Origin of the sequence: Actinomadura sp. NPDC000600, assembly GCF_040492135.1 — a bacterium.
GTDB lineage: Bacteria > Actinomycetota > Actinomycetes > Streptosporangiales > Streptosporangiaceae > Spirillospora.
The window spans coordinates 215,110-238,539 of the sequence record NZ_JBEUPD010000012.1 but is presented as its reverse complement, the minus strand read 5'-3'; the positions used below and the strand labels follow the sequence as shown (position 1 = coordinate 238,539).

Annotated in this window: 15 protein-coding genes; 11 read left to right on the top strand and 4 right to left on the bottom strand. The window is 69.7% G+C overall.

The features are described from left to right. Positions 1-2 precede the first annotated feature (2 nt). Positions 3-1,262, bottom strand: coding sequence for an ROK family protein (locus tag ABWI07_RS19925; RefSeq protein WP_149256828.1), 1,260 nt, complete (start codon positions 1,260-1,262; stop codon positions 3-5). A 197-nt stretch (positions 1,263-1,459) separates the two neighbouring features. Here ABWI07_RS19925 and ABWI07_RS19920 point away from each other — a divergent pair, with 197 nt between their 5' ends. From ABWI07_RS19920 to ABWI07_RS19880, 9 genes are read left to right on the top strand one after another with little or no spacing between them, the layout of a single operon-like run. Beyond that, positions 1,460-2,530 carry a Gfo/Idh/MocA family protein gene (locus ABWI07_RS19920; protein ID WP_353819436.1) on the top strand — a complete coding sequence of 357 codons (1,071 nt, stop codon included), beginning with the start codon at positions 1,460-1,462 and terminating at the stop codon, positions 2,528-2,530. 14 nt (positions 2,531-2,544) lie between these two features. Continuing rightward, entirely contained in the window at positions 2,545-3,738 is a 1,194-nt protein-coding gene (locus ABWI07_RS19915) for an ABC transporter substrate-binding protein (RefSeq protein ID WP_149256830.1), read from the top strand. Positions 3,739-3,791: 53 nt separating this feature from the next. Further along, a complete protein-coding gene (locus ABWI07_RS19910) occupies positions 3,792-6,548 on the top strand; it encodes an ABC transporter permease subunit (protein WP_353819435.1) in 2,757 nt (918 codons plus the stop codon). After that, entirely contained in the window at positions 6,545-7,252 is a 708-nt protein-coding gene (locus ABWI07_RS19905; RefSeq protein ID WP_149256832.1) for an ABC transporter ATP-binding protein, read from the top strand. The genes ABWI07_RS19910 and ABWI07_RS19905 overlap by 4 nt, the downstream gene beginning before the upstream one ends. A gap of 2 nt (positions 7,253-7,254) precedes the next feature. Then, positions 7,255-8,556, top strand: coding sequence for a C-glycoside deglycosidase beta subunit domain-containing protein (locus tag ABWI07_RS19900; protein ID WP_353819434.1), 1,302 nt, complete (start codon positions 7,255-7,257; stop codon positions 8,554-8,556). Then, complete coding sequence (locus tag ABWI07_RS19895; protein ID WP_149256833.1) at positions 8,556-8,942, top strand: C-glycoside deglycosidase beta subunit domain-containing protein; 387 nt, start codon at positions 8,556-8,558, stop codon at positions 8,940-8,942. Before ABWI07_RS19900 ends, ABWI07_RS19895 begins: the two co-directional genes overlap by 1 nt. Further along, positions 8,939-9,940, top strand: a complete 1,002-nt coding sequence (locus ABWI07_RS19890) for a sugar phosphate isomerase/epimerase family protein (RefSeq protein WP_353819433.1) — start codon at positions 8,939-8,941, stop codon at positions 9,938-9,940. Before ABWI07_RS19895 ends, ABWI07_RS19890 begins: the two co-directional genes overlap by 4 nt. Next, the gene (locus ABWI07_RS19885) at positions 9,937-11,394 is read left to right on the top strand and encodes a GMC oxidoreductase (protein ID WP_353819432.1); all 1,458 of its coding nucleotides are present in this window, start codon (positions 9,937-9,939) and stop codon (positions 11,392-11,394) included. The genes ABWI07_RS19890 and ABWI07_RS19885 overlap by 4 nt, the downstream gene beginning before the upstream one ends. Continuing rightward, complete coding sequence (locus tag ABWI07_RS19880) at positions 11,391-12,881, top strand: GMC oxidoreductase (RefSeq protein ID WP_353819431.1); 1,491 nt, start codon at positions 11,391-11,393, stop codon at positions 12,879-12,881. Before ABWI07_RS19885 ends, ABWI07_RS19880 begins: the two co-directional genes overlap by 4 nt. Positions 12,882-13,034: 153 nt before the next feature. On the opposite strand, the gene ABWI07_RS19875 is transcribed toward ABWI07_RS19880, so the two are convergent. The 3 genes from ABWI07_RS19875 to ABWI07_RS19865 form a co-directional block, all read right to left on the bottom strand. Then, positions 13,035-15,722 carry a nucleoside hydrolase-like domain-containing protein gene (locus tag ABWI07_RS19875; protein ID WP_353819446.1) on the bottom strand — a complete coding sequence of 896 codons (2,688 nt, stop codon included), beginning with the start codon at positions 15,720-15,722 and terminating at the stop codon, positions 13,035-13,037. Between the two features lie 223 nt (positions 15,723-15,945). Next, complete coding sequence (locus ABWI07_RS19870; protein WP_353819430.1) at positions 15,946-18,063, bottom strand: nucleoside hydrolase-like domain-containing protein; 2,118 nt, start codon at positions 18,061-18,063, stop codon at positions 15,946-15,948. A 357-nt stretch (positions 18,064-18,420) separates the two neighbouring features. Next, positions 18,421-19,836 carry a cellulose binding domain-containing protein gene (locus ABWI07_RS19865; RefSeq protein ID WP_353819429.1) on the bottom strand — a complete coding sequence of 472 codons (1,416 nt, stop codon included), beginning with the start codon at positions 19,834-19,836 and terminating at the stop codon, positions 18,421-18,423. A gap of 450 nt (positions 19,837-20,286) precedes the next feature. Here ABWI07_RS19865 and ABWI07_RS19860 point away from each other — a divergent pair, with 450 nt between their 5' ends. Together ABWI07_RS19860 and ABWI07_RS19855 are read left to right on the top strand one after the other, a co-directional pair. Then, on the top strand, positions 20,287-21,684 hold the full coding sequence (locus ABWI07_RS19860; RefSeq protein ID WP_353819428.1) for a DUF1593 domain-containing protein: 1,398 nt from the start codon (positions 20,287-20,289) through the stop codon (positions 21,682-21,684). 134 nt (positions 21,685-21,818) lie between these two features. Further along, positions 21,819-23,306 (top strand): DUF1593 domain-containing protein, encoded by a 1,488-nt coding sequence (locus ABWI07_RS19855; RefSeq protein ID WP_353819427.1) that lies wholly within the window; start codon positions 21,819-21,821, stop codon positions 23,304-23,306. Positions 23,307-23,430: the final 124 nt, after the last annotated feature.

The following is a 23,430-nucleotide window of genomic DNA, read 5'->3' as shown; positions in this document are numbered from 1 at the left end:
GCTCAACGGGCGGCGGGCGTCCCGGCGCCGCCGCCGGCCACGCGCGGCGAGCCCCCGGCCAGCCAGGTCTCCAGGTTGGCGGGGGAGAAGACCTCGTCGAGGGCGAGATGCACCGCCCCCGTCACGCCCGAGACCTCCTCGCGGAGGGTCGCAACGTCGATCCGCAGGGTCCGGGTGGCCAGGGACAGCGCTCTGCGGTGGATGACCTCCCGGATGGTGGGGAGGACATGCGCCTTGGCCCGGACGATGCCTCCGCCGAGCACCAGCAGCGCGGGGTTGTAGAAGCTGACCAGCGTGGCCAGAGTGCCGCCGAGCAGGGTGGAGGTGCGCTGCAGCAGTGCCTGGGCGGCCCGGTCGCCCTGGTCGGCCGCCTCAGTGACATCGAGCGCGCGGACCTCCCGGGATGCGGCGAGGACGGCGGCCAGGGCCGGGCTGTGTCCGGTCTCGGCGAGCATGCGGCCCTCACGGGCGAGTGCGGTCCCGCCGGCCACCGCCTCCAGGCAGCCGATGTTGCCGCAACGGCAGATGATGTTGCCGCCCTCCGGGACGGCCACGTGGCCGATGTCGCCGGCCGAGCCGTTGGCACCGCGGTAGAGCCCGCCGTCCACGACGATGGCGGCGCCGATGCCGACGCCGGCGCGGACATAGAGCATGTGCCGGGCCTCCGAGGCCCGGGGGTCGGAGCGCAACTCGCCCAGCGCCATCACGTTGACGTCGTTGTCGACCCAGACCGGGGCCCCGTAGCGGGCGGCGAAGCGGTCCCTGATCGGGTAGCGGTCCCAGCCCGGCATGATGGGCGGTACCACCGGCAGCCCGCTGCCGAACTCCACCGGGCCGGGCACGCCGACCCCGATCGCCCAGATCGACGCCGTGTCATCGCCGATCAGCTCGTCGGCGAGCCTTTCCGCCAGGGACAGCACGACCTCCGGCCCGGCGGCGACGTCGATGGACTCCTGGCGGGTGGCGAGCAGGCCGCCGCTGAGGTCGGCGAGCCCGACGACCAGCTCGGTGGCGGCGACGTCCACCGCGAGAACCCGGCCCCGCTCCGCCCGCAACCGCAGCCGCCGGGGGGCCCGGCCGCCCGATGACGGGCCGAGCCCGGCGCCCTCGATGAGGCCCGCGGTCTCCAGTTCCGCGACGCGTTGGGCGATCACGCTGCGGCCGAGTCCGACGCGCTCGACCAGGGCCGGCTGAGTCACCCGCGCGTCGGCGCGCACGGCGGCGAGGACGGCGGCGAGGCCGTTGATGCGATCGCTGGGCACACCCCAACCCTAACCGAGTTCTTCCGGAGATCGGTAAAAGACGAGGTCCTGCGGGGTGAAAGATCCGCGGTCCGGGATCACTATCGGCGGGATCTATACGTGTCATCACCCTTTTTCGTTGCAGTAACGATTGACTTTGTCCGTTAACAGAAAGAAGTATCGGCGCATCCAGTTACCCAGCTCACAGAGGAGGAAGCGTGGGCGACGCGGTCCGCGCCGGGGTCATCGGCGTCGGCTTCATGGGAGCGGTGCACGCCCGGGCGATCCGGCGCAGCGGCGCGACCCTGTCACGGGTCGCCGGCTCGACCCGGGAGTCGTCCCGCGCGGGCGCCGATCGTTTCGGCGCCGTCCACCCGGGCGACACGGCCGAGGCGCTGCTGGCCGCCGACGACATCGACGTCGTCCACGTCTGCACGCCGAACGCGACACACGGCCCGCTGGTCCGCGCCGCGATCGCCAACGGCAAGCACGTCGTCTGCGAGAAACCGCTCGGAGTCAGCCTGCCCGAGGCCGGTGACCTGGCCGCGCTCGCAGAGGCGGCCGGGGTGACCGCGACGGTCCCGTTCGTCTACCGGTTCTATCCGACCGTCCGCCTGGCGCGAGCGCGGATCGCCGCCGGAACCGCCGGGGCACTGCGGCTCCTCCACGGTTCCTACCTGCAGGACTGGCTGGCCGACGAACACGGCGACGACTGGCGGGTCGACCCCGCCTCCGGCGGACCCTCGCGGGCGTTCGCCGACATCGGAGTCCACTGGTGCGACCTGGTCGAGTTCGTGACCGGGCACCGCATCGTCCGTCTCGCGGCCCGCACCACGGTGGCCGTCCCGGCGCGCGGTGGCCGTCCGGTCCATACCGAGGACGCGGCAGTGCTTCTGTTCGAGACCTCCCACGGCGCCCTGGGGAACCTGACCGTCAGCCAGGTCAGCCCGGGACGCAAGAACCGGCTCTGGTTCTCCGTGGACGGCGCCGCGGAGAGCCTGTCCTTCGACCAGGAGGCGCCGGAGACGCTCTGGGTCGGTGCGCGCGCCGCCAACCAGCAACTGCTGCGGGCCGCCGGCGACACCACACGCTACGACGCTCTGCCGGCCGGACACCCGCAGGGCTACCAGGACTGCTTCGACGCGTTCGTGGCCGACACCTACTCCGCCCTGTCGGGCGCGGCGCCGGACGGTCTGCCCACCTTCACGGACGGACTGCGCGCGGCGCGGCTCACCGCGGCGGTGCTGCGGTCCGCCGAACGCGGCACCTGGGTCGACGTCAACGACTAGAGAAAGGCCCATCGATGGCTTCGAAACTCCGGCTCGGTGCCGCGCTGCTCGCGGGGAGCCTGCCCCTCGCCGCGTGCAACGCCGCCGAGGGATCCGGCGGCGACACGATCACCGTCGGCATGTTCGCCACCACCAGCGCCGCCACGTCGGCCGCGTTCGTGAACACCTGGTCGGTGGACGGCGTCCAGGCCGGCCTCAAGGTGATCAACGACGCCGGCGGCGTGGACGGCAAGAAGATCCGGCTCAAGGTCTGCGACAACGCCGGCGACCCCAACCGGGACGCCGCCTGCGCCCGCCGGGCCGTGCAGGAGAAGTGGGTCGCGGTGCTCGGCGGGTTCGACCCGTACGCGCCGAGCCAGACCCTGCCCGTCCTGGAGGCCGGCGACATCCCCTACATCGGTTACCTGCAGGGGACCCCGACCGAGTACCAGAGCAAGGTGTCCTTCCCGGTCGCGATCGGAACGGTCGGCGGGTACGTCGGCACGTTCAGCCAGATGGTGCAGGACGGCTGCAAGAGGCCGGTCTTCATCGGCGCCAGCGACGCCGGCAGCGACGTCACCTACGCGCAGGCCAAGGACGTTCTCGGCGGCGCGCCCGGGGTCGCCTTCAAGGGCGCGATCAAGTTCACCACCGGCACCACCGACGTGACCCCGACCGTGGCCGACGCCCTGGCGCAGAGCCCGGACTGCCTCGCCTTCGGAGGCGGGGGCAACGACGCGGCGAAGATCTTCGCCGCCGTCCGCAAGGCCGGGAACAAGGCGACCCTGTACGCCCCGCCCGGCGTCCTGCAGCCGCAGGTCATCTCGGCGCTCGGAAAGGCCGCCGAGGGGATCAAGGGCGCGTCGGACACCCCGCTGCCGAACAGCTCGGACCCCTCGGTGCGCACGTTCCTGTCCGATCTCAGGAGCTACAGCCCGAAGGCGGTGCCCAACGGGTTCGCGCTGATCGGCTACTCCTCGACGATCCTGCTCCGGCAGGGGCTGACCGGCCTCGACGACGTCACGGCGAAGAGCCTGCTGAAGAGGCTCGGCGGGATGCGCGGCGTCAAGGTCATGAACTTCCCCCCGCTCGACTTCACCAAGACCCGGGCCAGCGAGCAGTACCCGCGGATGTTCAACAGCGGCGTCTGGTACGGCGTCGTCAAGGACGGCCAGTGGACCAGCAGCGGCTCGGAGTCCCCGACCGACATCGGCCAGTACATCAAGTGATCCCGCCGGGGCCGGCCGCGGCCGGCCCCGGCGCACCGGAGTGAGGCCAAGTCATGAATCTGTTCCTGCAGTTGTTCGCGCTCGGCTGCGCGACCGGCGGCATCTACGCGATCAGCGCCATGGGCGTCGTCGCCGTCTTCCGCAGCTCGGGCGTCATCAACTTCGCGCACGGTGCGGTCGCGATGGCCGGCGGCTACGTGATGTACTCCGTGGCCGACACCGCCGGGCTCAGCCACCTGATCGCCGTGCCCGCCGGGGTCCTCGCCTCCGCGTTGATCGGCTGGCTCGTGTACGTCCTGGTGATCCGCCCGCTCGCGGAGACCTCGACGCTGACCCGGGTGATCGCCACCCTGGGCGTGTTCGTCGTCCTCCAGCAGGGCGTCGTGCTGGTCTACGGCAGCGCCCTGAAGATCCCAGAGCCGTACCTGCCGACCGGGGCCGTCCGCGCCGGGCCGATCGCCGTCGGCGCCGACCAGCTCATCCTGTTCGTCTTCTCGGCCGGGTTGACCGCCGTCCTGTGGGCCGTGTTCAAGCACACCCGCTTCGGCCTCGCCACCTCGGCGGTCGCCGAGAGCCCGCGGTCGCTCGCCGCGCTCGGCTGGCGGGTCGGCCGGCTGCGCGGCGCCAACTGGGCACTCGGCGGAGCCCTCGCCGGGGTGGCCGGGATCGCGTTGGCACCGGGCCTCCAGCTCCAGCCCAACAGCTTCGCCCTGCTGATCATCCCCACCCTGGCCAGCGCCATGCTGGGCGGCCTGCGCTCGTTCCCGCTCACCCTGCTCGGGGGCATCGCGCTCGGCGTCCTGCAGGCGCTGTGCGCGCACTACCTGGACCTGCCCGGCGTCGGCGACGCGGTGCCGTTCCTGGTGATCATCGGGGTGCTGATGCTGATGGGCCGCGCGCTGCCGCTGCGCAGCCACGTCAACGAGCGGCTGCCCAGGGTGGGCGGCGGCAGGGTGCGTCCGGTCCGCCTCGTCGTCGCGGTGGCCCTGGCCGCGGTGGCCGCGCAGACCCTGCTCGGAGTGCAGCTCCTGGACGGCCTCACCGTCACCCTGGTCACCTCGATCATCCTGCTGTCCCAGGTCGTCGTCACCGGCTACGCCGGCCAGCTCTCCCTGGCGCAGGTGCCGATCGCCGGGGTCGGCGCCATCATCGCCGGGCGGGTCCTGGCCGCCACCGGCATCCCGTTCGCGCTGGCGATCCTCGTGGGCGGCGCGGCGGCGATACCGGTCGCGCTCGCCGTGGGCCTGCCCGCGCTGCGCGCCCGGGGCGTCAGCCTGGCCATCGCCACCCTGGGCTTCGGCGTGGCGATCAATGCGGTCATCCTGCGCAACAGCGATCTCAACGGCGGCGCCGGCGGGCTGCAGGTCGGCTTCCAGTCGGTCTTCGGCATCGACGTCGGCTCGATCGTCTACCCGGCCCGCTACGCGATCCTGTGCGGCCTGGTCTTCGTCCTGCTGGCGCTGATGACGGCGAACGTGCGCCGCGGCCGGGTGGGCCGCCGGATGCTCGCGGTGCGCACCAACGAGCGCGCCGCGGCGGCACTCGGCGTCGACGTCGCCTCCACCAAGCTGTACGCGTTCGTGCTCGCCGGCATGATCGCCGGGATCGGCGGCGTGCTCAGCGCGTTCCGCAACCCGACACTGACCTTCGCCTCCTACGACCCGCTCACCTCCGTCAACGGGCTGATCCAGTCGGTGATCGGCGGCATCGGCTACATCCCCGGCGCGCTGTTCGGCGGTATCGGGCAGAACGGCGGCCTGGCCACCGCGATCGCCAACACCTGGCTCTTCGACATCGCCCGGTACCTTGTGCTGATCCTCGGCATCGGCCTGATCGTCCAGGTGATCGTGCAGCCCAACGGCATCGCCGACGTGATCGCCCACCCCCCGCGCGAGCGGAGGCCGCGCCTGCGGACGCTGCGGGCCCGGCTGCCGCAGCCGCCGAACCCCCTCGCCCGCCGGCGCGCCGCGGCGGTGGACGCGCAGATCGCGGCCGCCCGGCAAACGGCCGGGCGCCCGTCAGGCGGCCGCCTCGAGGCGCGCGGGGTGACCGTCCGCTTCGGCAGCGTCGTGGCCGTGGACGACGTGTCCCTGGAGGTCCGGCCAGGAGAGGTCGTCGCGGTGATCGGCCCGAACGGCGCCGGCAAGACCACGCTGATGGACGCCCTCTCCGGATTCGTCCCCGCCTCCGGCACCGTGGAGCTGGACGGCCGGCCGATCTCCGGGCTTCCGGCGTTCCGCCGCACCCGGGCCGGCCTGACCCGCTCCTTCCAGTCGCTGGAACTGCTGGAGGACATGACGGTGCTGGACAACCTGCGCTGCGCCGGCGACCCGGCCGACGCCGCCTCCTACCTGATCGACCTCGTCCGGCCCGACCGCGGGCGGATCAGCGGGGCGACGGTCGCCGCCATCGACACCTTCCGGCTCGCCGGGCACCTGCACCAGCTCCCCACCGAACTGCCCTACGGCACCCGCCACCTGGTCGCGATCGCCCGCGCCGTCGCCGCCGCGCCGAAGGTGCTGATGCTCGACGAACCGGCGGCCGGCCTCTCCGAGGTCGAGCGCGCCGAGGTCGGCGGCCTCATCCGGCACCTGGCCGACGACTGGGGCATCGCGGTCCTGCTCGTCGAGCACGACGTGGAGCTCGTCCGGCGCGTCTCGGACCGGGCGATCGCCCTCGACTTCGGCGAGCAGATCGCCGCGGGCACACCGGACGAGGTCCTCGCCGATCCGCGCGTCGTCGACGCCTACCTCGGTGGAGCGCAGCCCGCGCTCTCCACCGCGACCGCGCCCGCGAAGGAGCGATCATGACCGCGGCCCTGCGCACCACCGGCCTGAGGGCCGGATACGGCGAGGTCGCCGTCGTGCACGACCTCGACCTGGAGGTCCGGCCCGGAGAGATCGTGGCGCTGATGGGCGCCAACGGCGCCGGCAAGACCACCGCCCTGCTCACCGCCGCGGGAGCGCTGCGCCCGCTCGGCGGCGACCTGGAGGTGCTCGGCTCCGCCGACCCCCGCGAGGGCCTGCGCGCCCGCGCGGCGCGCGGCCTGGCGCTGCTCACCGACGACCGGTCGGTCTTCCGCGGCCTCACCACCCGGGAGAACCTGCGCCTCGGTCGCGGCCCGATGGACCTCGCGCTGGCCGCGTTCCCCGAGTTGGAACGCCTCCTCGACCGCCCCGCGGGCCTCCTGTCCGGGGGAGAGCAGCAGATGCTCGGCCTCGGCCGGGTGCTCGCCGCACGGCCGAAACTGCTCCTCGCCGACGAGCTGTCGCTCGGCCTGGCGCCGATCGTCGTGCACCGGCTCCTCGCCGCGGTGCGCGACCTCGCCGCTTCCGGTTGCGCGGTGCTGCTCGTCGAACAGCAGGTCCGCCTGGTGCTCGAGGTCGCCGACCGCGGATACGTCCTGCAGCGCGGCCGGGTGGCACTCTCCGGCACCGGCGAGGAACTGCGGCGCAACCGTGCCGACATCGAACGCTCCTACCTGTCCGTGACCGTCGAGAAGGAGGACGGCTGATCGTGCTCGACCGCGACATCATCCAGAACCGCGGCTTCCGCAACGTGCCCGGCGGCTTCGAGTTCCGCCTGCGCAACCCCAACTACCGCGGTGTGGCGGGCAGCCTGCTCGACGGCGTCGAGGTGGTGGTGGACGGGCGGAAGCGGGACCACGACGCCCCCCGGATCACCCTGCAGGGCCGTACCTTCACCCTCGACGAGCTGCGCGCGAGCACCGACGTGCGGTGGCAGCTGGACGAGACCGCGACGGTGACCGTGCCGCAGCCCGGCGGTCTGGCACCCGGTGTGCACGACATCGAGGTCGCCGTCTATCTCCGCCGGCCGTACTTCCCGCCGTTCGTCGCCCGCTCGGTGTTCCGGGCCGCTGGGAAACGGGTGATCGTTCCGGAGGTCCCGGCCGGCGGCCTGCGCTACGGCGTCTCGCTCTACAGCTACTCCGGCGACATGTACACCGCCATGACGCTGGAGGACGCCATGGCCGACATCGCCGACCTCGGCGCCACCGGCATCGAGATCCTCGGCGAAGGCAACGTCCCGGGCTACCCCTCCCCGGCCGCCGAGTGGATCGACCACTGGCACCGGCTGCTCGGCGAACACGGGCTCACCGCGACGAACTACGGCTCGTGGGTGGACACCGCGATGTGGCGCGACCGCGACCTGACCGCCAGGGAGGCGGCCGACCAGATCCGGCTGGACCTGCGGCTCGCCGCACGGCTCGGATTCTCCTCGATCCGCCCCAAGTTCGGGGTCGTCTCCGCAGAACTGGACCCGCACCCGGTCTGGCGGGAGGCGGTCGAACGCAGCCTCGACCTGGCCCAGGAGCTGGACGTCGTCCTCTGCCCGGAGATCCACAGCCCGACTCCGATCCGGCACCCGGTGACCCAGGCGTACCTGGACTTCATCGAGAAGACCGGCACCGACCACTTCAAGCTTCTGATCGACACCGGCATCTTCCAGACCGCGCCGGTTGACGACGGGCACGAGGGCATCGAGGGCAAGAAGCGGCCGGCGTTCCTGGAACCCTTGGCCGTGCCGATGGACGACCTCGTCGAGATCCTCCCGCATGTCCACTTCATCCAGGCCAAGTTCTTCGAGATCGACGACGCCCTCACCGACCTGCACGTGCCCTGGTCGCCGATCGTCGGCACGCTGCTGCGGCACGGCTGGAGCGGTTGGCTGTCCAGCGAGTACGAGGGCCGGCGAGAGCCGTACCGCGGCCGCGACCAGGTCCGCCGCCAGCATGCCCTGCTCCGCGCACTCCAGGCCTCCGAGAGCGCGCCCGGCGACGAGGAAGAAGGACGCTGATGGGCCCCCTCGACGATCAGGTTCTGCGCGACGACGCGCTCACCGCCACCCCGGACGGCCTCGACATCGCCGTCCACACGCACTGGTACCGCGCCCTGCCGCTGTCGTGCGTGGTCCGACTCGACGTGACCGTGGACGGCGCGCCGGTCGTCCCGCAGGTGACGGTCAACGGCGTGCGCCGCGCCTGGGAGGAGCTCACCGGCCTGACCCATGAGTACTGGTTCACCACCGACCCGCTGATCCTGCACGTTCCCGGGGATGCGGGCGAGCACCGCATCGGGCTCGAACTGGGCCTGTCCATCCCCTACATCCTCACCGGCCCCGACCGGCAGCCGCTGCTGTCCACCAGCCGCACCGACCGCACCCTCGCAGCGAGGCGACCGTGACCGACACCGCCATCGGGCTTCCCCGCCTCGGCACCACCCTCTTCAGCCTCACACTGGAACAGCGGCGGCCCGGCACGGACGTGATCACGCTGATCCGCGACGTCGCGGCCCGCGGGCTGGGCCCCGGGCTGGAGATCGTCGCCTTCCAGAGCCTGCGCGGCTGGCCGCGTCCCGACGAGGAACTCGTCCGCACGGTACGCGGCGCGCTCGACGACACCGGGCTCGTCCCGTCCTGCCTGGCGATCAATCTGGATCTCGCGCTCCGCCCCGGCCGACTGCTCGGCGACGACGAGGCGTACGACTACCTCGCCGTGCAGCTGCGCGGCGCCGCGGCGCTGGGGTTCCCTGTGGTCCGCGTGGGCGCCGAATGCGGTCCGGCTGTGCTCACCCGGCTCCTGCCACTGGCGGAGAAGCTGCGGATCCGGATCGGCGTGGAGATCCACAGCCCGCTCACCCTGGACGCGCCTCCGGTCGCGGCCCTCAAGGAGTTCTTCACCCGCCTCGAGACCGAATGGCTCGGGTTCATCCCGGACTTCAGCGCCAGCATGCGCGCCCTCCCCGACGCGGTGGCCGACGCCCACCGGGCGGCGTGCATCGCACCGGCGCTGACCGGACTGGCCGAGCAGGCGTGGGCCGAACCGGGGCCGGCCATCGCCAAGTTCGGTGACCTGGAGCAGCGCGCCGCCGCCCTCGGCGCCCGCCCCGACCAGGTCGGCCACCTGAAGATGCTGCTCACCATGCACGGCCGGATGCAGCCGGACCGATGGGCGGACTTCTTCCCGCACGTCGTCCATGTGCACGGCAAGTTCTACGGCATCACCGACGGCGAGGATCCGTCGATCGACTACCCGGCCGTGCTCGCGGTGCTGCGCGAGCAGCGGTACACCGGCTTCATCTCCAGCGAATACGAGGCCCACGCCTATACCGCCCGCCACAACGCCTTCGACCAGGTCGCCGCCCACCAGCGGATGTGCAAGAGCATTCTGGAGGCGCTGTGAGCGGCTACGACGTAGTGATCGTCGGCTCCGGACCGGTCGGCACCGCCATCGCGCGAGAGCTCGCCGACCTGGAGCCGTCGCTGCGGTTGCTCGTGTTGGACGCCGGCCCGGTGCTCGGGCCCGAGGCCGGCGGGCACGTCAAGAACATCGCGGACCCCTCGACCCGCGCGTCGGCGGTGGCCGCGGTGACGGGAAGGCGCACTCCGGCAGGTGCGACGCCACCGCGGCCCGGCACCGCCTTGATCGGCACGCCCGCCATGCCGAACGCGGCCGTCTCCACCAACGTCGGCGGGATGGGCGCGCACTGGACCTGCGCGTGCCCCCGCCCCGGCGACGACGAGATCCCCGACTTCCTGGACCCGGCCGCGTTCGACGCCGCCCTCGCCCGCGCCGAGCAGCTCCTGCAGGTCACGACGCACGCCTTCGACCGGGCACCGCTGACCCCGATGGTGCAGAAGGTGCTCGGCGAGCGGCTCGACCGGCCCGGCGTCCGCCCGGTCGGCCCCATGCCGATGGCGGTGACCGTGGGCGCCGACGGTTCGCCGCACTGGACAGGTCCCGCCGTCATCGCCGGCGACCTGTGGCGGCGCCCCGGGGTGACGCTGGCCCCCGGGATGCTGGCACGGCGGGTGCTGGTCGAGGACCGCCGCCGCGCCACCGGCGTCCAGACGGTCGACATCGCCACCGGCTCCGTGCGGCGGGTCACGGCACGGGCGGTCGTCGTGGCCGGCGATGCTCTGCGCACTCCGCGGCTGTTGTGGGCCTCCGGCATCCGTCCCGCCGCACTCGGCCGCTACCTGAACGACCAGCCGCAGGTCATGGCAGCCGCGCTACTGGACGAACCCGGCATCCTCCAGACCTCGGCTCCTGGCACGGCCATCGTCCCCCTCTCGGGGGTCTCCTGGGTGCCCTACGCCGCCGACCGGCCGTTCCACGGGCAGGTCATGCAGCTCGACGCCTCACCGGTGCCCCTCGACCCCGGTACCACCGTCCGGCCCGGGCAGGTCGTCGGCCTCGGCTGGTTCTGCCGCAAGGAACTCTCCGCCGACGACCGGGTCTGGTTCGACGAAGGTGAGCTCGACGAGCACGGCATGCCCGCTATCCGCATCGAGTACCGCCTGACGGCTGCCGACCGCTCCGCCGTCGCGGCGGCCACCGCCGAGATCAAAGCGGCCGCGAAGGCGCTCGGCCGGCCGCTCGACGATCCGTTCGTCATGCCCGCGGGCAGTTCCCTGCACTACCAGGGGACCACGCGAATGGGGCCGGCGGACGACGGCACCAGCGTCTGCGACGCCACCGGCCGGGTCTGGGGCACGGACAACCTCTACGTCGGAGGCAACAACGTCATCCCCACCGCCACCGCGTGCAACCCGACCTTGACCGCTGTCGCGCTCGGCGTACTGAGCGCCCGCGCGCTTCAGGCCGGGCTCCGTGCCGAGGAGGAGAACGCGTGACGAGAGTCCTCATCGTGGGCAGCGGACCCACCGGTGCCGCCTACGCCCGCCTGCTGACCGAGGCGCTGCCGTCCGTCCAGGTGGTCATGGTGGACGCCGGGCCGATCCTGACCGACCCGCCCGGCATGAACATCAAGAACATTCCCGAGCCCGGCGGGCAGGCCGCGGCGCGCGACGCCTCCCAGGGGACCGCGGGCCTGCCCGGCGTGGCAGGCGTGCCCGGCGGCACCGTCGCAGAAGGGACCGTCACCGCCAGGCACGGAACGCACCTCATCGGGCGCCCGGCGAAAGGCTCCGGCGGCATGCCCGCGGCTGCCGTCTCCACCTGCGTGGGCGGGCAGGGCGCACACTGGACCTGCGCCACTCCCCGGCCCACCGGTACCGAGCGCGTCGCCTTCATAGATCCCGCCGAGTGGGAGGAGCACGTCACCGACGCCGAGCGGCTGCTGCACACCACCCACTCCGCGTTCACCGAATCACCGCAGGCCGACGCCGCGCTCGCGCTACTCGCGGACGCGTTTCCGGACGTTCCGGTAAGGCGTCTGCCGATCGCGGCGGATCCGAAGCCCGACGGCATGCTGCGGTGGGCCGGCACCGACGTGGTGCTTCCCCGCCCGGGCCGATTCCTTCTCCGCCCGCGGACCCTGTGCACGCGGCTGCTGGTGTCGGGCAACCGGGTGACCGGCGCTGTCCTGCGCGACCAGGAGACCGGTGCCTCGGAACGGCTGGAGGCGGACGCCGTGGTGGTCGCCGCCGACGCTCTCCGCACCCCGCAACTGCTGTGGGCTTCGGGCATCCGTCCCCCCGCGCTGGGCCGCTACCTCACCGAGCATCCGCTGCTCTTCGGCGTGGTCGCGGTGCGGCCCGGAACCCTGCCCGCCGTCCGGGCCCGGTCCCTCGACCCGATCACCACGGCAGTCAACCTCGGGTACAGCGACACCGCCCATCCGTTCCACGCCCAGCTGATGTTCACCCCGACCTGTCCGGTGCCACTCCCACCCGACCACCCGCAGGCCGACAATCCGGCGGGCTACATCGGCATGGGCTGGGGCGTGCGCAAGTGGCCCCGGTCATCCGACCGCGTCACCTTCGACGACGGCGCACCGGACGACACCGGCCTGCCCGCCATCCGCATCGCCTACGAACTCACCGAACGAGAGGAAGCGGAGCTGGACCGGGCGCGGTCCGTCGCGCTCCGTGCCGCGGCGCTCTTCGGCGACTTCCTGCCGGGAATGCCGCGTGCGATGCCTGCGGGCAGTTCGCTCCATTACATGGGGACGTTCAGGATGGGCCCTGCCGACGACGGAACCAGCGTCTGCGACACCTACTCGCGCCTCTGGGGCACGGACGGCCTGGTCCTCGCCGGCAACGGTCTGATCCCCACCGCCAACGCCTGCAACCCCACCCTGACCAGCGTCGCGCTGGCCGCCAGAGGTGCGGCGGCGCTTGCCGCCCGCCTTCGTATGGGGACCCCGATCCGTCCGTAAGCCGATACGCGGGTCAGTGGGGACTTCTGAGGGTTCAGCATGAGGACGGCACGGCCACCGCGGATCGGAGGTTCCTGGAGACCCAGGTGATCACAGCGGTGGCCGCCCGTCGTCAGGGCTCGCCGGGGGCCTGTCCCAGGCGATGACGAAGCGCTATGAGGTCGGTTCGAAGACTATTCGGCGGTAGTCGCTGAGGTTGTGCTCGCCGTTGTCCTTCACCTCCAGGATCACGTGGAAGATTTTTCCGGCGGAATCGGACGGCACGTTGATCGTGGCGGTGCTTGAAGAGCTGTTGGAGATGTTGACCGTTCCGGGGTAGGTGCCGGCGTCGGACTGGATCCACCAGCTGTAGGTGAGGTTGTTCCCGTCAGGGTCGGTCGTCTTGGAGGCGTCCAGCGTGACCGCGGTGCCCTGGCGGGGAGTCTTCTTCAGGACGCTGACGCCGTTGTCGCCGTCGAGGACGATGACGGGGTTCCGGTTGCCGGAACCGGACTGCGCCCAGTCCATCCGCGCCGCGAAGTTGTTGTAGGAGGCCGAGTAGAAGCGGTTGTTGTACGTCCCGCAGGTACTGGAATCCGTCCAGACGTTGTTCGAGTCTCCCTTGTACGTTCCGCCCCAGCTGGCCTGGTTGGGATGGTCCGGGTCGTTGAGGCCGGTGGGCGTGACGTAGAGGAAGGACGGGGTGTCGCCCTCTACGCCGTAGACGTACTTGGGGTATTGCCTGCCGAGGTTTCCGTGGCCCTGGATATCGGTCGCGTACTGGTTCCAGTTCGCTTTGCCGGTTCCGTTCTGGAACTTCCAGGCGCATTCGTCCCAGATGAAGAGGAGGTTGCCTCCCGAGACGCTGCGCATCCACTGGTGCGAGCTGTAGCTGAGCGGCTGGGAGGAGTCCCTGTCCTGGTCGGTGATGGTGTACACGCGGAGCTTGCGGAGGAACGCGTCCAGTTGCGCCTGCGTCCGGTCCTGCTTCACGCGCCAGATGGACTGGGCGACCGTGTTCCCGCCGCCCCAGACGGTGACGTAGAGCGGACGGGCGTCGTTCTCGTCCGCCAGCTTGATGATCTCGTTGCTGCCGGGGGAGTCGTTGGAGGCGCCCAGGAACTGGACACCCCGGTTCCGGCTTCCGGTCATGACCCGGCTCCTCAGGTACTGGGCGCTCGGCCAGTACCCGATCTCCTGCCTGCTCTCGTCGGCTGCGAAGCCCACCTGGTTCGAGCGCTTCATCAGGTTGGGCAGGTCCTTCTCGTACGCGTTGATCGTGTCGTTGATGATGCTGATGAAGCCGCTCTTGGTGGGGTCGTTGAGGGTGTCGATGCTCCAGCCGGTCGTCAGGACGATGCTCTCGATCTCATACATGTCCGCATGGGCGAGGAGCCGCGTCAGCGACTCGTGGTCATCCGGCTCCCAGGTGGAGATGTCCGTCAGCACGACCACGCGCGGCTTGAGGGACGTCGCCTTGCTGACGGAGATCGTCTTTTTGGCGGAGCCGGTGTGGCCGTCGTTGTCGGTGACGGTCACCGTGACGGTGTAGCTGCCTTCGCCGGCGTACTTGTGGGTGGCGGTCCGGGTACCGGCGGTGGCGCCGTCCCCGAAGTCGATCTTGTAGGCGCTGATGGTGCCGTCGGGGTCGAAGGAGCCGGACGCATCGACGGTGACGGTCTCTCCGGGCTTGGGGAACTCGGGGGAGACGGTGAACGCGGAGACGGGGTCGCCGGAGTAGACCTTGACCGTCTGGCTCTGGCTTCCGCTCTTGCCGTCGTTGTCGGTGACGGTCAGTGTGACCTTGTAGTCGCCGGCCGCGGTGTAGGTGTGGGTGGCCTTCTGCCCGGTGCCGGTGGTGCCGTCTCCGAAGTTCCAGGCGTAGGCGGTGATGGTGCCGTCAGCGTCGCTGGAGGTCGAACCGTCGAAGGTGACGGTCTCGTGCGGGACGGGCTTGGCGGGGGTGTAGGTGAAGGCTGCCGCCGGCCCGGCGAGAGACACCTTGATGGCGTTGACTTTGGCGTTCTCGACGTTGGAGATGAATTTGAGGTCGAGTGCTCCGTCGGTGACGGTGATGGGGGTTTGGGTGGTGTAGGCGGTGTTGGCTCCTGCTTTGGCGTAGATGTCGAGGTCGGTGATGCGTTCGGTGCCCTCCATTTGGACGTCGAAGCTGCGTTTTCCTGTTTGTGTGTGGTAGGTCTCGGCGAAGTAGAGGGTGACCAGGTATGCGGCGTTGGGGACGGTGGCTTTGTAGGTGAAGTTTCCGTATCTTTCGGTTTGGTAGAGGGGGTCGTCGGTGGTTGCGGCGATGGGGTTGGTGGTGGTGTAGGTGGTTCCTCCGGTGAAGCCGGTGTCGGCGGTGAATGTGGTGCCGTCGGAGGCGGTGTAGGCGTTTCCGCCGGCGTTGACGGCGAAGACGGTGCCGTCGTTGTGCGGGGGTGTGGAGGTTCCGGAGAAGGTGAGCCAGTCGAGGTTGAGGTTGCCGTTGACGAAGACGAGTTTGACGTCCTGGACGCCGTTTTGGGGGGGCAGGGTGAGGGATTTGGTCTGGTAGGTGTCCCAGCCTCCGGTGCCGCCGATGGTGAGGGTGGCGGTGTTGGTTCCGCCGATCCAGACCTGGACTTTGGTGTCGCCGCCGCCGTTGGCGGCGTTCAGTTGGACGGTGTCGGTGCCGGTGTGCAGGTCCACGCCGTTGTACTGGACCCAGGCGTTGGCTCCGACATAGCACAGCACCCCGTTGCAGGTCTGCAGCGAGCCACCCGAACCGGTGTAGCTCTCCGCCTCGATCCTCGTCCACCCATCTATGGTGGCCGCGGCCGAGGCCCGCGGAACGGCGCTGACGCATTGCAGCAGCAGGAGCATCGTTGTCACGGCTGCCGTGCACAGGACCATGAACGGCCTATGCCTTCTTGACGACATTAGAATCCTTTCTTCTTTGCGGACGAGAGACTTGAATCCGCTCTAGCGGCGGAGCCGACCTGCCGATATGGCCACCTCCCGTCACGGGAAGGGCCTGAAGGCGTCGCCTTTCAACGCCTTCAGGCCCCCGGATCTGGTGGAACTGCGTCCTTGTGTCAGCCGACGCTCATGGGAGGTTCCAGTCCGCGCGTTCGGCGAAGGACGATTGGAAGTCGGCGCGCCACCTGGAGATGGTTCCTCCGCCGGGCCCGTCGACCCAGTGGTTGGTCGATCCGTCGCGCTTGTACTGGCCGCCCCAACTGGGCTGCGTGGGGTCTTCGGGGTTGTTGATCCCGCGGTTCGCGCTGAGCAGGTGCAGGAACGACGGCGAATCGCCCTCCTGGACCCCTGTGATGCAGCATCCCCTCGGCGGGTACACGGCCCCGAGCGGCCCGTGGTTGTTGCGGATGTTCGCGTCGAGCCACGCCAGGTTGCACAGCGAGGTGTCGCCGCTGTTGCAGAACATCCCGCCGTAGGTGGTGTTCGAGTGGATGATGAACAGGTTCGGGAAGTTCTGCTTCATCCAGTCGATCGTGTCGTCCTGGTGCGCGATGGCGAAGATGCGCATCTTGCTGAGGAAGCGGTCCAGCTCGGCCTGGCTGCGCGTGTTCTTCACCTTCCAGATCGCCTGGGCCACCTGGCTGTTGTCGCCCCAGATGGAGAACCACACGGGCCGCGAATCGGCCTTGTCGACGATGCTGATGACCGCGTCCGAGGCGTCGCTGTCCTTGCCGGCCCCGATGTTGTTGCCGGTCGATCCGCCCCAGGTGCCGTTGCGGCCCTGGTGGACGATCGAACGCAGGTAGTCCGGGCTGGGGTAGTCGGGGTCGTGCTTCTTGAGGTTCTGGTACACCAGCGCGTACTTGTCGATCGCGGCCAGCATGTTCTGCTTGTTGGCGACGTTGCGCGTGGTGGCGGCCGTGGCCAGCATTCCCTCGATGTCGAACTCGTTGCTGTACATCAGGAAGCGGACCATCGACTGGACGTCGTCCGGGTCGCTGTTCGCTCCGTCCAGCGTCGGGAAGTCCGACGAGACGACGATCCGGTACTTCTGCTTCTGGGATACGGAGATCGTCTTCTTGGCGGTGCTGGTGCGGCCGTCGTTGTCGGTGACGGTCACCGTGACGGTGTAGCCGCCTTCGCCGGTGTACTTGTGGGTGGCGGTCGCGGTGTTCGCGGTGGCGCCGTCCCCGAAGTCGATCTTGTAGGCGGTGATGGTGCCGTTGGGGTCGAAGGAGCCGGACGCGTCGACGGTGACGGTCTCTCCGGGCTTGGGCCGCTCGGGGGAGACGGTGAAGGCGGCGACGGGGTCCTCGGCGGGTCCGGCCGTGATCACCTTGATGGCGTTGACCTTGGCGTTCTCGACGTTGGAGATGAATTTGAGGTCGAGTGCTCCGTCGGTGACGGTGACGGGGGTTTGGGTGGTGTAGGCGGTGTTGGCTCCTGCTTTGGCGTAGATGTCGAGGTCGGTGATGCGTTCGGTGCCCTCCATTTGGACGTCGAAGCTGCGTTTTCCTGTTTGTGTGTGGTAGGTCTCGGCGAAGTAGAGGGTGACCAGGTATGCGGCGTTGGGGACGGTGGCTTTGTAGGTGAAGTTTCCGTATCTTTCGGTTTGGTAGAGGGGGTCGTCGGTGGTTGCGGCGATGGGGTTGGTGGTGGTGTAGGTGGTTCCTCCGGTGAAGCCGGTGTCGGCGGTGAATGTGGTGCCGTCGGAGGCGGTGTAGGCGTTTCCGCCGGCGTTGACGGCGAAGACGGTGCCGTCGTTGTGCGGGGGTGTGGAGGTTCCGGAGAAGGTGAGCCAGTCGAGGTTGAGGTTGCCGTTGACGAAGACGAGTTTGACGTCCTGGACGCCGTTTTGGGGGGGCAGGGTGAGGGATTTGGTCTGGTAGGTGTCCCAGCCTCCGGTGCCGCCGATGGTGAGGGTGGCGGTGTTGGTTCCGCCGATCCAGACCTGGACTTTGGTGTCGCCGCCGCCGTTGGCGGCGTTCAGTTGGACGGTGTCGGTGCCGGTGTGCAGGTCCACGCCGTTGTACTGGACCCAGGCGTTGGCTCCGACATAGCACAGCACGCCGTTGCAGGTCTGCAGCGAGCCACCCGAACCGGTGTAGCTCTCCGCCTCGATCCTCGCCCAGCCATCCGTGGACGCCGCCGCCTCCACAGCTCCGATGCCTTGCAACAACAGCAGCATCACTGTGGCGACCGCGGTGCACAGCACCGCGAACGGCCTATGCCTCGTTGACAACATTCGAACCCTTTCCTCGCAGTCCAGACGGCACGCGTGACGCGACTCAGCCTGCGATCGGCATCCGCACACCATCCGGTGATCGAACCCTTGGGAGTGACCCTTTCGACGGATGCGGCCGCTGAAGGACAGCGCTTCCTAAATCGACTGCAGGCCTTTTTGCCGTGGTCGTCTTAAAGCGAGTGACGCGCCGCGGCACGCCGCGCATGCTCGCCGGATTTCCGGCGGGCCGACTACCTCCAGTTGGCTGGATTGCCCGTGATGATTACACAGGCGACTCGTGCCGACAAGTTGTATTCAGCGATGAATATACATTCAAGAATCTTTCGCGACGAGCCCGTTCCGCGATATCCCTCTCGCCTACTGCGGGCCGGCGCAGCGGCTGACGATGCCGGGGACGTCGGCCGCGGTGTCCGGCTTGTAGCTGTACGGAGGGTTGGTGAACGGGGTGACGCCGCCTCCCGTGCCGCCGGCTCCGCTGTCCCGCTTGCCACTGGTGTTGTCGTAGGCGTTGCCGCGGGCTGTGATGTACGACGGGCGGTCGTACATGAACTGGTGGGGGTTGTGCGTGCCCTTGAAGTAGTTGTTCTCGATCAGGACCGAAGCGAGCGCGCCCACGCCGACGGCGTACGTGTTGCCGGTGGCCGTGTAGTAGTTGTTGTAGACGTGCCCCTTGCCGAAGAGCATCCGCGGCATCCGCTGGTCGACCAGCTCTGCGAACCAGTTGTGGTGGAAGGTCGCGTTCTCCTTGCCCGCGTCCGTGGAGTCGTGGTCGGCGCCGGCGCTGATCAGGCTGGCGAAGCGGTGCGAGTTGTTGCGGTCGGTGTACCAGAACTTCACCCAGGACACCGTGAGGAAGTCCGAGCCCTTGGTGAGGTCCAGGAGGCCGTCGCCCGCGTCCTGGACGTTCAGGTGGTCGAACCAGAGGTGGTCCGAGCCGCGCGCCGCGAGCGTGTCGGCGGGGTAGTGGCCGTACCCGGGGCCGCGGATGTTCAGGTTGCGGACGATGATGTTGCTGTGCCCGGACTCGATGTTGAGCCCGCCCTGGATGGTGGCGTTCTTGTCGGCGCCGACCAGGGTCTTGTTGCTCGCGATGTTCACGGCGCTGGTGCCGGTGTTGATGGTTCCGGAGATCCGGAGGACGCGTGCCGTGGAGTCGCCCGCGTACTTCTGCAGGTCTCCCAGCGTTGTGATGGTCTGCGGGGTCGCGTCGCCGCCCCCGGTCGTCGAATTGCGGCCGGCCCCCGCGACGGCCGCCCAGCCGGAGAGGGCGGTGTCGCAGGTACCTGAGCCCGGGGGCGGGGTGTCGGTCGGCGTGGGAGTGGGGGAGCCGGGGTCGGTGGATCCGGTGCAGGCCGCGCCGTTGAGGGTGAAGGACGAGGGCTTGGGGTTCGGGCCGGACGAGAGGCCGTTGAATCCGATCTCGACGGAGCCTCCGGAGGCGATCGCGGCGTTCCAGTCCATGCTCTTGGCGGTGACGTTCCGCCCGCTCTGGCTCCAGGTGGCCGACCAGCCGCTGCTCACCTTCTGGCCGGAATCGGGGAAGGTGAAGCCCAGCGTCCATCCGTTGACCGCGTCACCGAGATTCTTGATGCTGACGCCGGCGGTGAAGCCGCCGTCCCAGTCGCTGGTCGTGTAGGTCACCGCACAGCCGGCGGCCGCCTGCGCCTGGATCGCGGACACTCCGGTGACGAGGCCGGCGGCGATCAGTGGTGCTGCGGTCAGGGCGACGAGGTGCCGTCTGGAGCGCGTGATTCCGGGCCGGACGGGTCTCATGCGACCAACTCCTTTCCGTCACGGCGCGGAGGGCCCGTGACGATCCTGGGCCGATCCAGGGGACGATCGGCGCCGGGCCTGCAGAGGGATCGCCGAGATCGTGGCATCGGGAAATCGTCGCCGCAATAGGGTCTTTCATTTAATTTCGTAGTTGAATATATATTCAAGATGGATGACTCTCGGAGTATCGACGTGAGGGCTGAATGAAAATTCAATAGGGCTCTGATCTGCAGCTATGTTGTGCATGACCTCTCAAGGGAGGGGCTTCGTCCAGGGCGGCTCTTGACGCTGCAACGGCTCGGCCATACCGTAGAGAATCAAAATCACCTTGTGAATTTATATTCAGAATGGCGACGTCCGGTGCGATATCGGCTGCGGCCTGACTCCGTCGCGCACCCGACTCGTCCGCCCCCGGTAGAACAGGAGCCCGCCCATGGAAGGCGTTGCCCTATGACCAGCACGAGACCCGGCGGACGGGCGACCGGTTCGGCCGCGGACTCCGCCGAACCGGCCATCCGACGGCGGGAGTTCATGCGGCGCACGGGGGCCGTCGCCGTGGGCGCCATGGCCGGGGCCGCAGGGGTGGCGGGCCCGGCCGCGGCGTCCGGTGGCCTTGGCGGGCACCGTGGCCGTCCACGCGTGATCTGGTGCGACGACGTTGGCGGGACCGATCCGGACGACTGGCAGTGCGCCGTCCACTTCCTCGTGTACGCGGACCTGTTCGACATCGAAGGCCTCGTACAGGCGCCGTTCGGTGACGGCACGGTCGACGACATCTTCACCGTGATCGATGCCTACGAGCGGGACTTCCCGAACCTGCTAACGTACTCGCCCGCCTACCCGGCGCCCGGACGGCTCCGCGCGCTCACCGTGGAGGGGGCGCCCGGGTACGGCTGGCAGCGTCCGTCGGGGTTCGGTGAACCGTCCGAGGGCTCGAATCTGATCGTCGAGCGCGCCCACCGGAGGGATCCGCGCCCGCTGCACCTGCTGATCGGCGGCGGGCTCGACGACCTCGCCCAGGCGCTGCACGACGCTCCCGACATCCTGCCGAAACTGCGCGTCCTCTGGATCGGCGGGCCGAACAAGATGTGGAGCGTCGACGCCTACGACTACATCGAGACCCGCTTCCCCGATCTGTGGATCATCGAGTCGAACTCCACGTACCGCGGATGGTTCACCGGCGGCGACCAGACCGGCGACTGGGGGAACACCGCGTTCGTGGCGGCGCACATCGCCGGCCGTGGGGCGCTCGGCGACTTCTTCGCCGCGCAGCGCGACGGCGAGTTCAAGATGGGCGACGGTCCGAACGTCGCCTGGTTCCTGCGGGGCGGGCGGAACCCGGAGAAGCCGAGCTGGGGAGGCCGGTACGTTCCCGTCTGGGACGGGAGGAAGACCGTCTTCGACCGCATGACGACCCGTGCGGACATCGTCGAGGCCTGCGGCGTGACCGAGTTCGTCCTGCCCGTCCCCGACGGCTACACCTCCGCCAATTCGGCGCGGATGATGACCGACGGCCGGGTGCCTTCGCTTGCCGTCTACGACGGCAGAACGCTGCGCTTCCGTTTCTCGCCGAAGGCGCCGCAGGTCTGGTCGTACCGGATCGAGAGCGACTTCTCCGGTCTCGACGGTCTGGGCGGGGAGTTCACGGCCGTGACGCCCTCCCTCGAACGGGCGGGTCGGCCGTCCACCGCGCACCCGAACTGGTGGTGTGACGATCAGGACCCGGCCGTCGCGGAGGGGATCTACCCCGGCGCGAAGAGCGTCAGCCGATGGCGTCGGCGATATCTGAGCGACTTCGCCGCCCGCATCCGCCGTTGTGAAGCACCGGCGCGTCGGCCCGCCCGGTAGCCGCGCCCACCGCGCGCGAAATGATCAGGAAGAGAGGACCGCGCATGCCATCCCACCCCCTCCGCTCCGAATGGCGCAGTCCGGCGACGGCGCTTCCCTCGACCGCTTCGCGGCGAGCCTGGAAAGCGCTTCCGGTGGCCGCGGCCACCGTCGCCGCACTGCTGGCGCAGGCACCCGCGGACGCGGCCACGACGGCCAGCAGGTGGTGCGGCCCCCGCACGAGCCCCGGCGCCGCCTCCGCTCTCTCGGAAGCGGCCAGTGCGGCACAACACCGGCCCCGGGTCATCATCTCCTCGGACGGCGAGATCGACGACCAGGCGTCGTTCCACCGGTTCCTGCTCTACACGAACGATCTCGACGTCGAAGGCATCACGCTCAGCAGTTCGCGTTTCCACTGGGCCGGGAACGGAAGCACGATCCCCGCGCACAACTGGCGGGGGACGACATGGACGACGGACATGATCAACGGCGGCTACGCGCGGGCGTACCCCGAACTCGTCAGGCACGACCGGAGATACCCGAAGCCGGCCGACCTGGTGGCCATCGAGCGCGTCGGCAACATCGAGAACGTCGGCGACATGGCCGCGGACACTCCGGCATCGGACCTCATGAAGCGCAAGCTCCTCGACGACGAACCCGGGCCCCTCTGGCTCGACGTCTGGGGCGGGACGAACACCGTCGCGCGCGCTCTCAAATCAATCCAGGACCAGTACCAGGGGACCCCGGAATGGCCGTTCGTCTACCGCAAGGTCTCCGACAAGGCCGTCATCTACATCATCCTCGACCAGGACACCACCTATAAGGACTACATCGCCGAGAACTGGCCGGACGTCCGGGTGATCATGAACAACGAGCAGTTCGAGCCCTTCGCCTACAAGTGGAAGAGCCGGGTGCCCGGGGCGCTCCAAACCTACTTCCAGGGGCCGTGGATGACGGAGAACATCGTCAGGGGCCCGCTGAACCAGGACTACCCCGTCGGGCCGCGCCGTGCCGGCGGCGTCGACTTCGGCCCCGGCGAGTTCGTCTCCGAGGGCGACTCGCCGTCGTTCTTCCAGCACATCCCGACGGGCCTGCGAAGCGCCGAGGACCCGGCCCTCGGAGGCTGGGCCGGACGTTTCGTCCAGGTCGGGCCGCGCCTATGGACGGACAAGCCCTCCTACCTCGGTAGGCCCGGCGACCAGGTCACCGACCTCAACCCGGACACGGGCCAGAAGGACAAGTCCTACCCGCAGGCCCGCTGGACCGCCGACCTCCAGAACGACTTCGCCGCCCGCGTCGACTGGACGACGGCCGACCGCTACGACCAGGCGAACCACCGGCCGGTCGCCTACGTGCCGCCCGGCCTCCGCGACATCGGCGTCAAGCCCGGCCAGACGGTGCACCTGCGCGGCGTCACGGCCGACCCGGACGGGAACACCCGCACCTGCACGTGGTGGCAGTACCAGGAGGCCGGGTCGTACCCGGGAGTGGTGACTCTGACCGGCGCCACAGGCGGCCATCCGTCCTTCGTCGTGCCGGAGGACGCGAAGCGCGGGCAGAGGATCCACATCGTCTTCCAGGTGACGGACACCGGAACCCCTCCACTGACGAGTTACCAGCGCGTGATCGCAACGGTGCGCTGACGGCCGGGCCCGGGGCAGGACATCCCTTGTGACGCCCACTCAGGTGTGAATGGACATTCAGCTAGCATGAGATCGCGGGTGTTGTCCGGCGCCCCGCCCCCGGTTCGCAGAGGAGTCTCGTGCC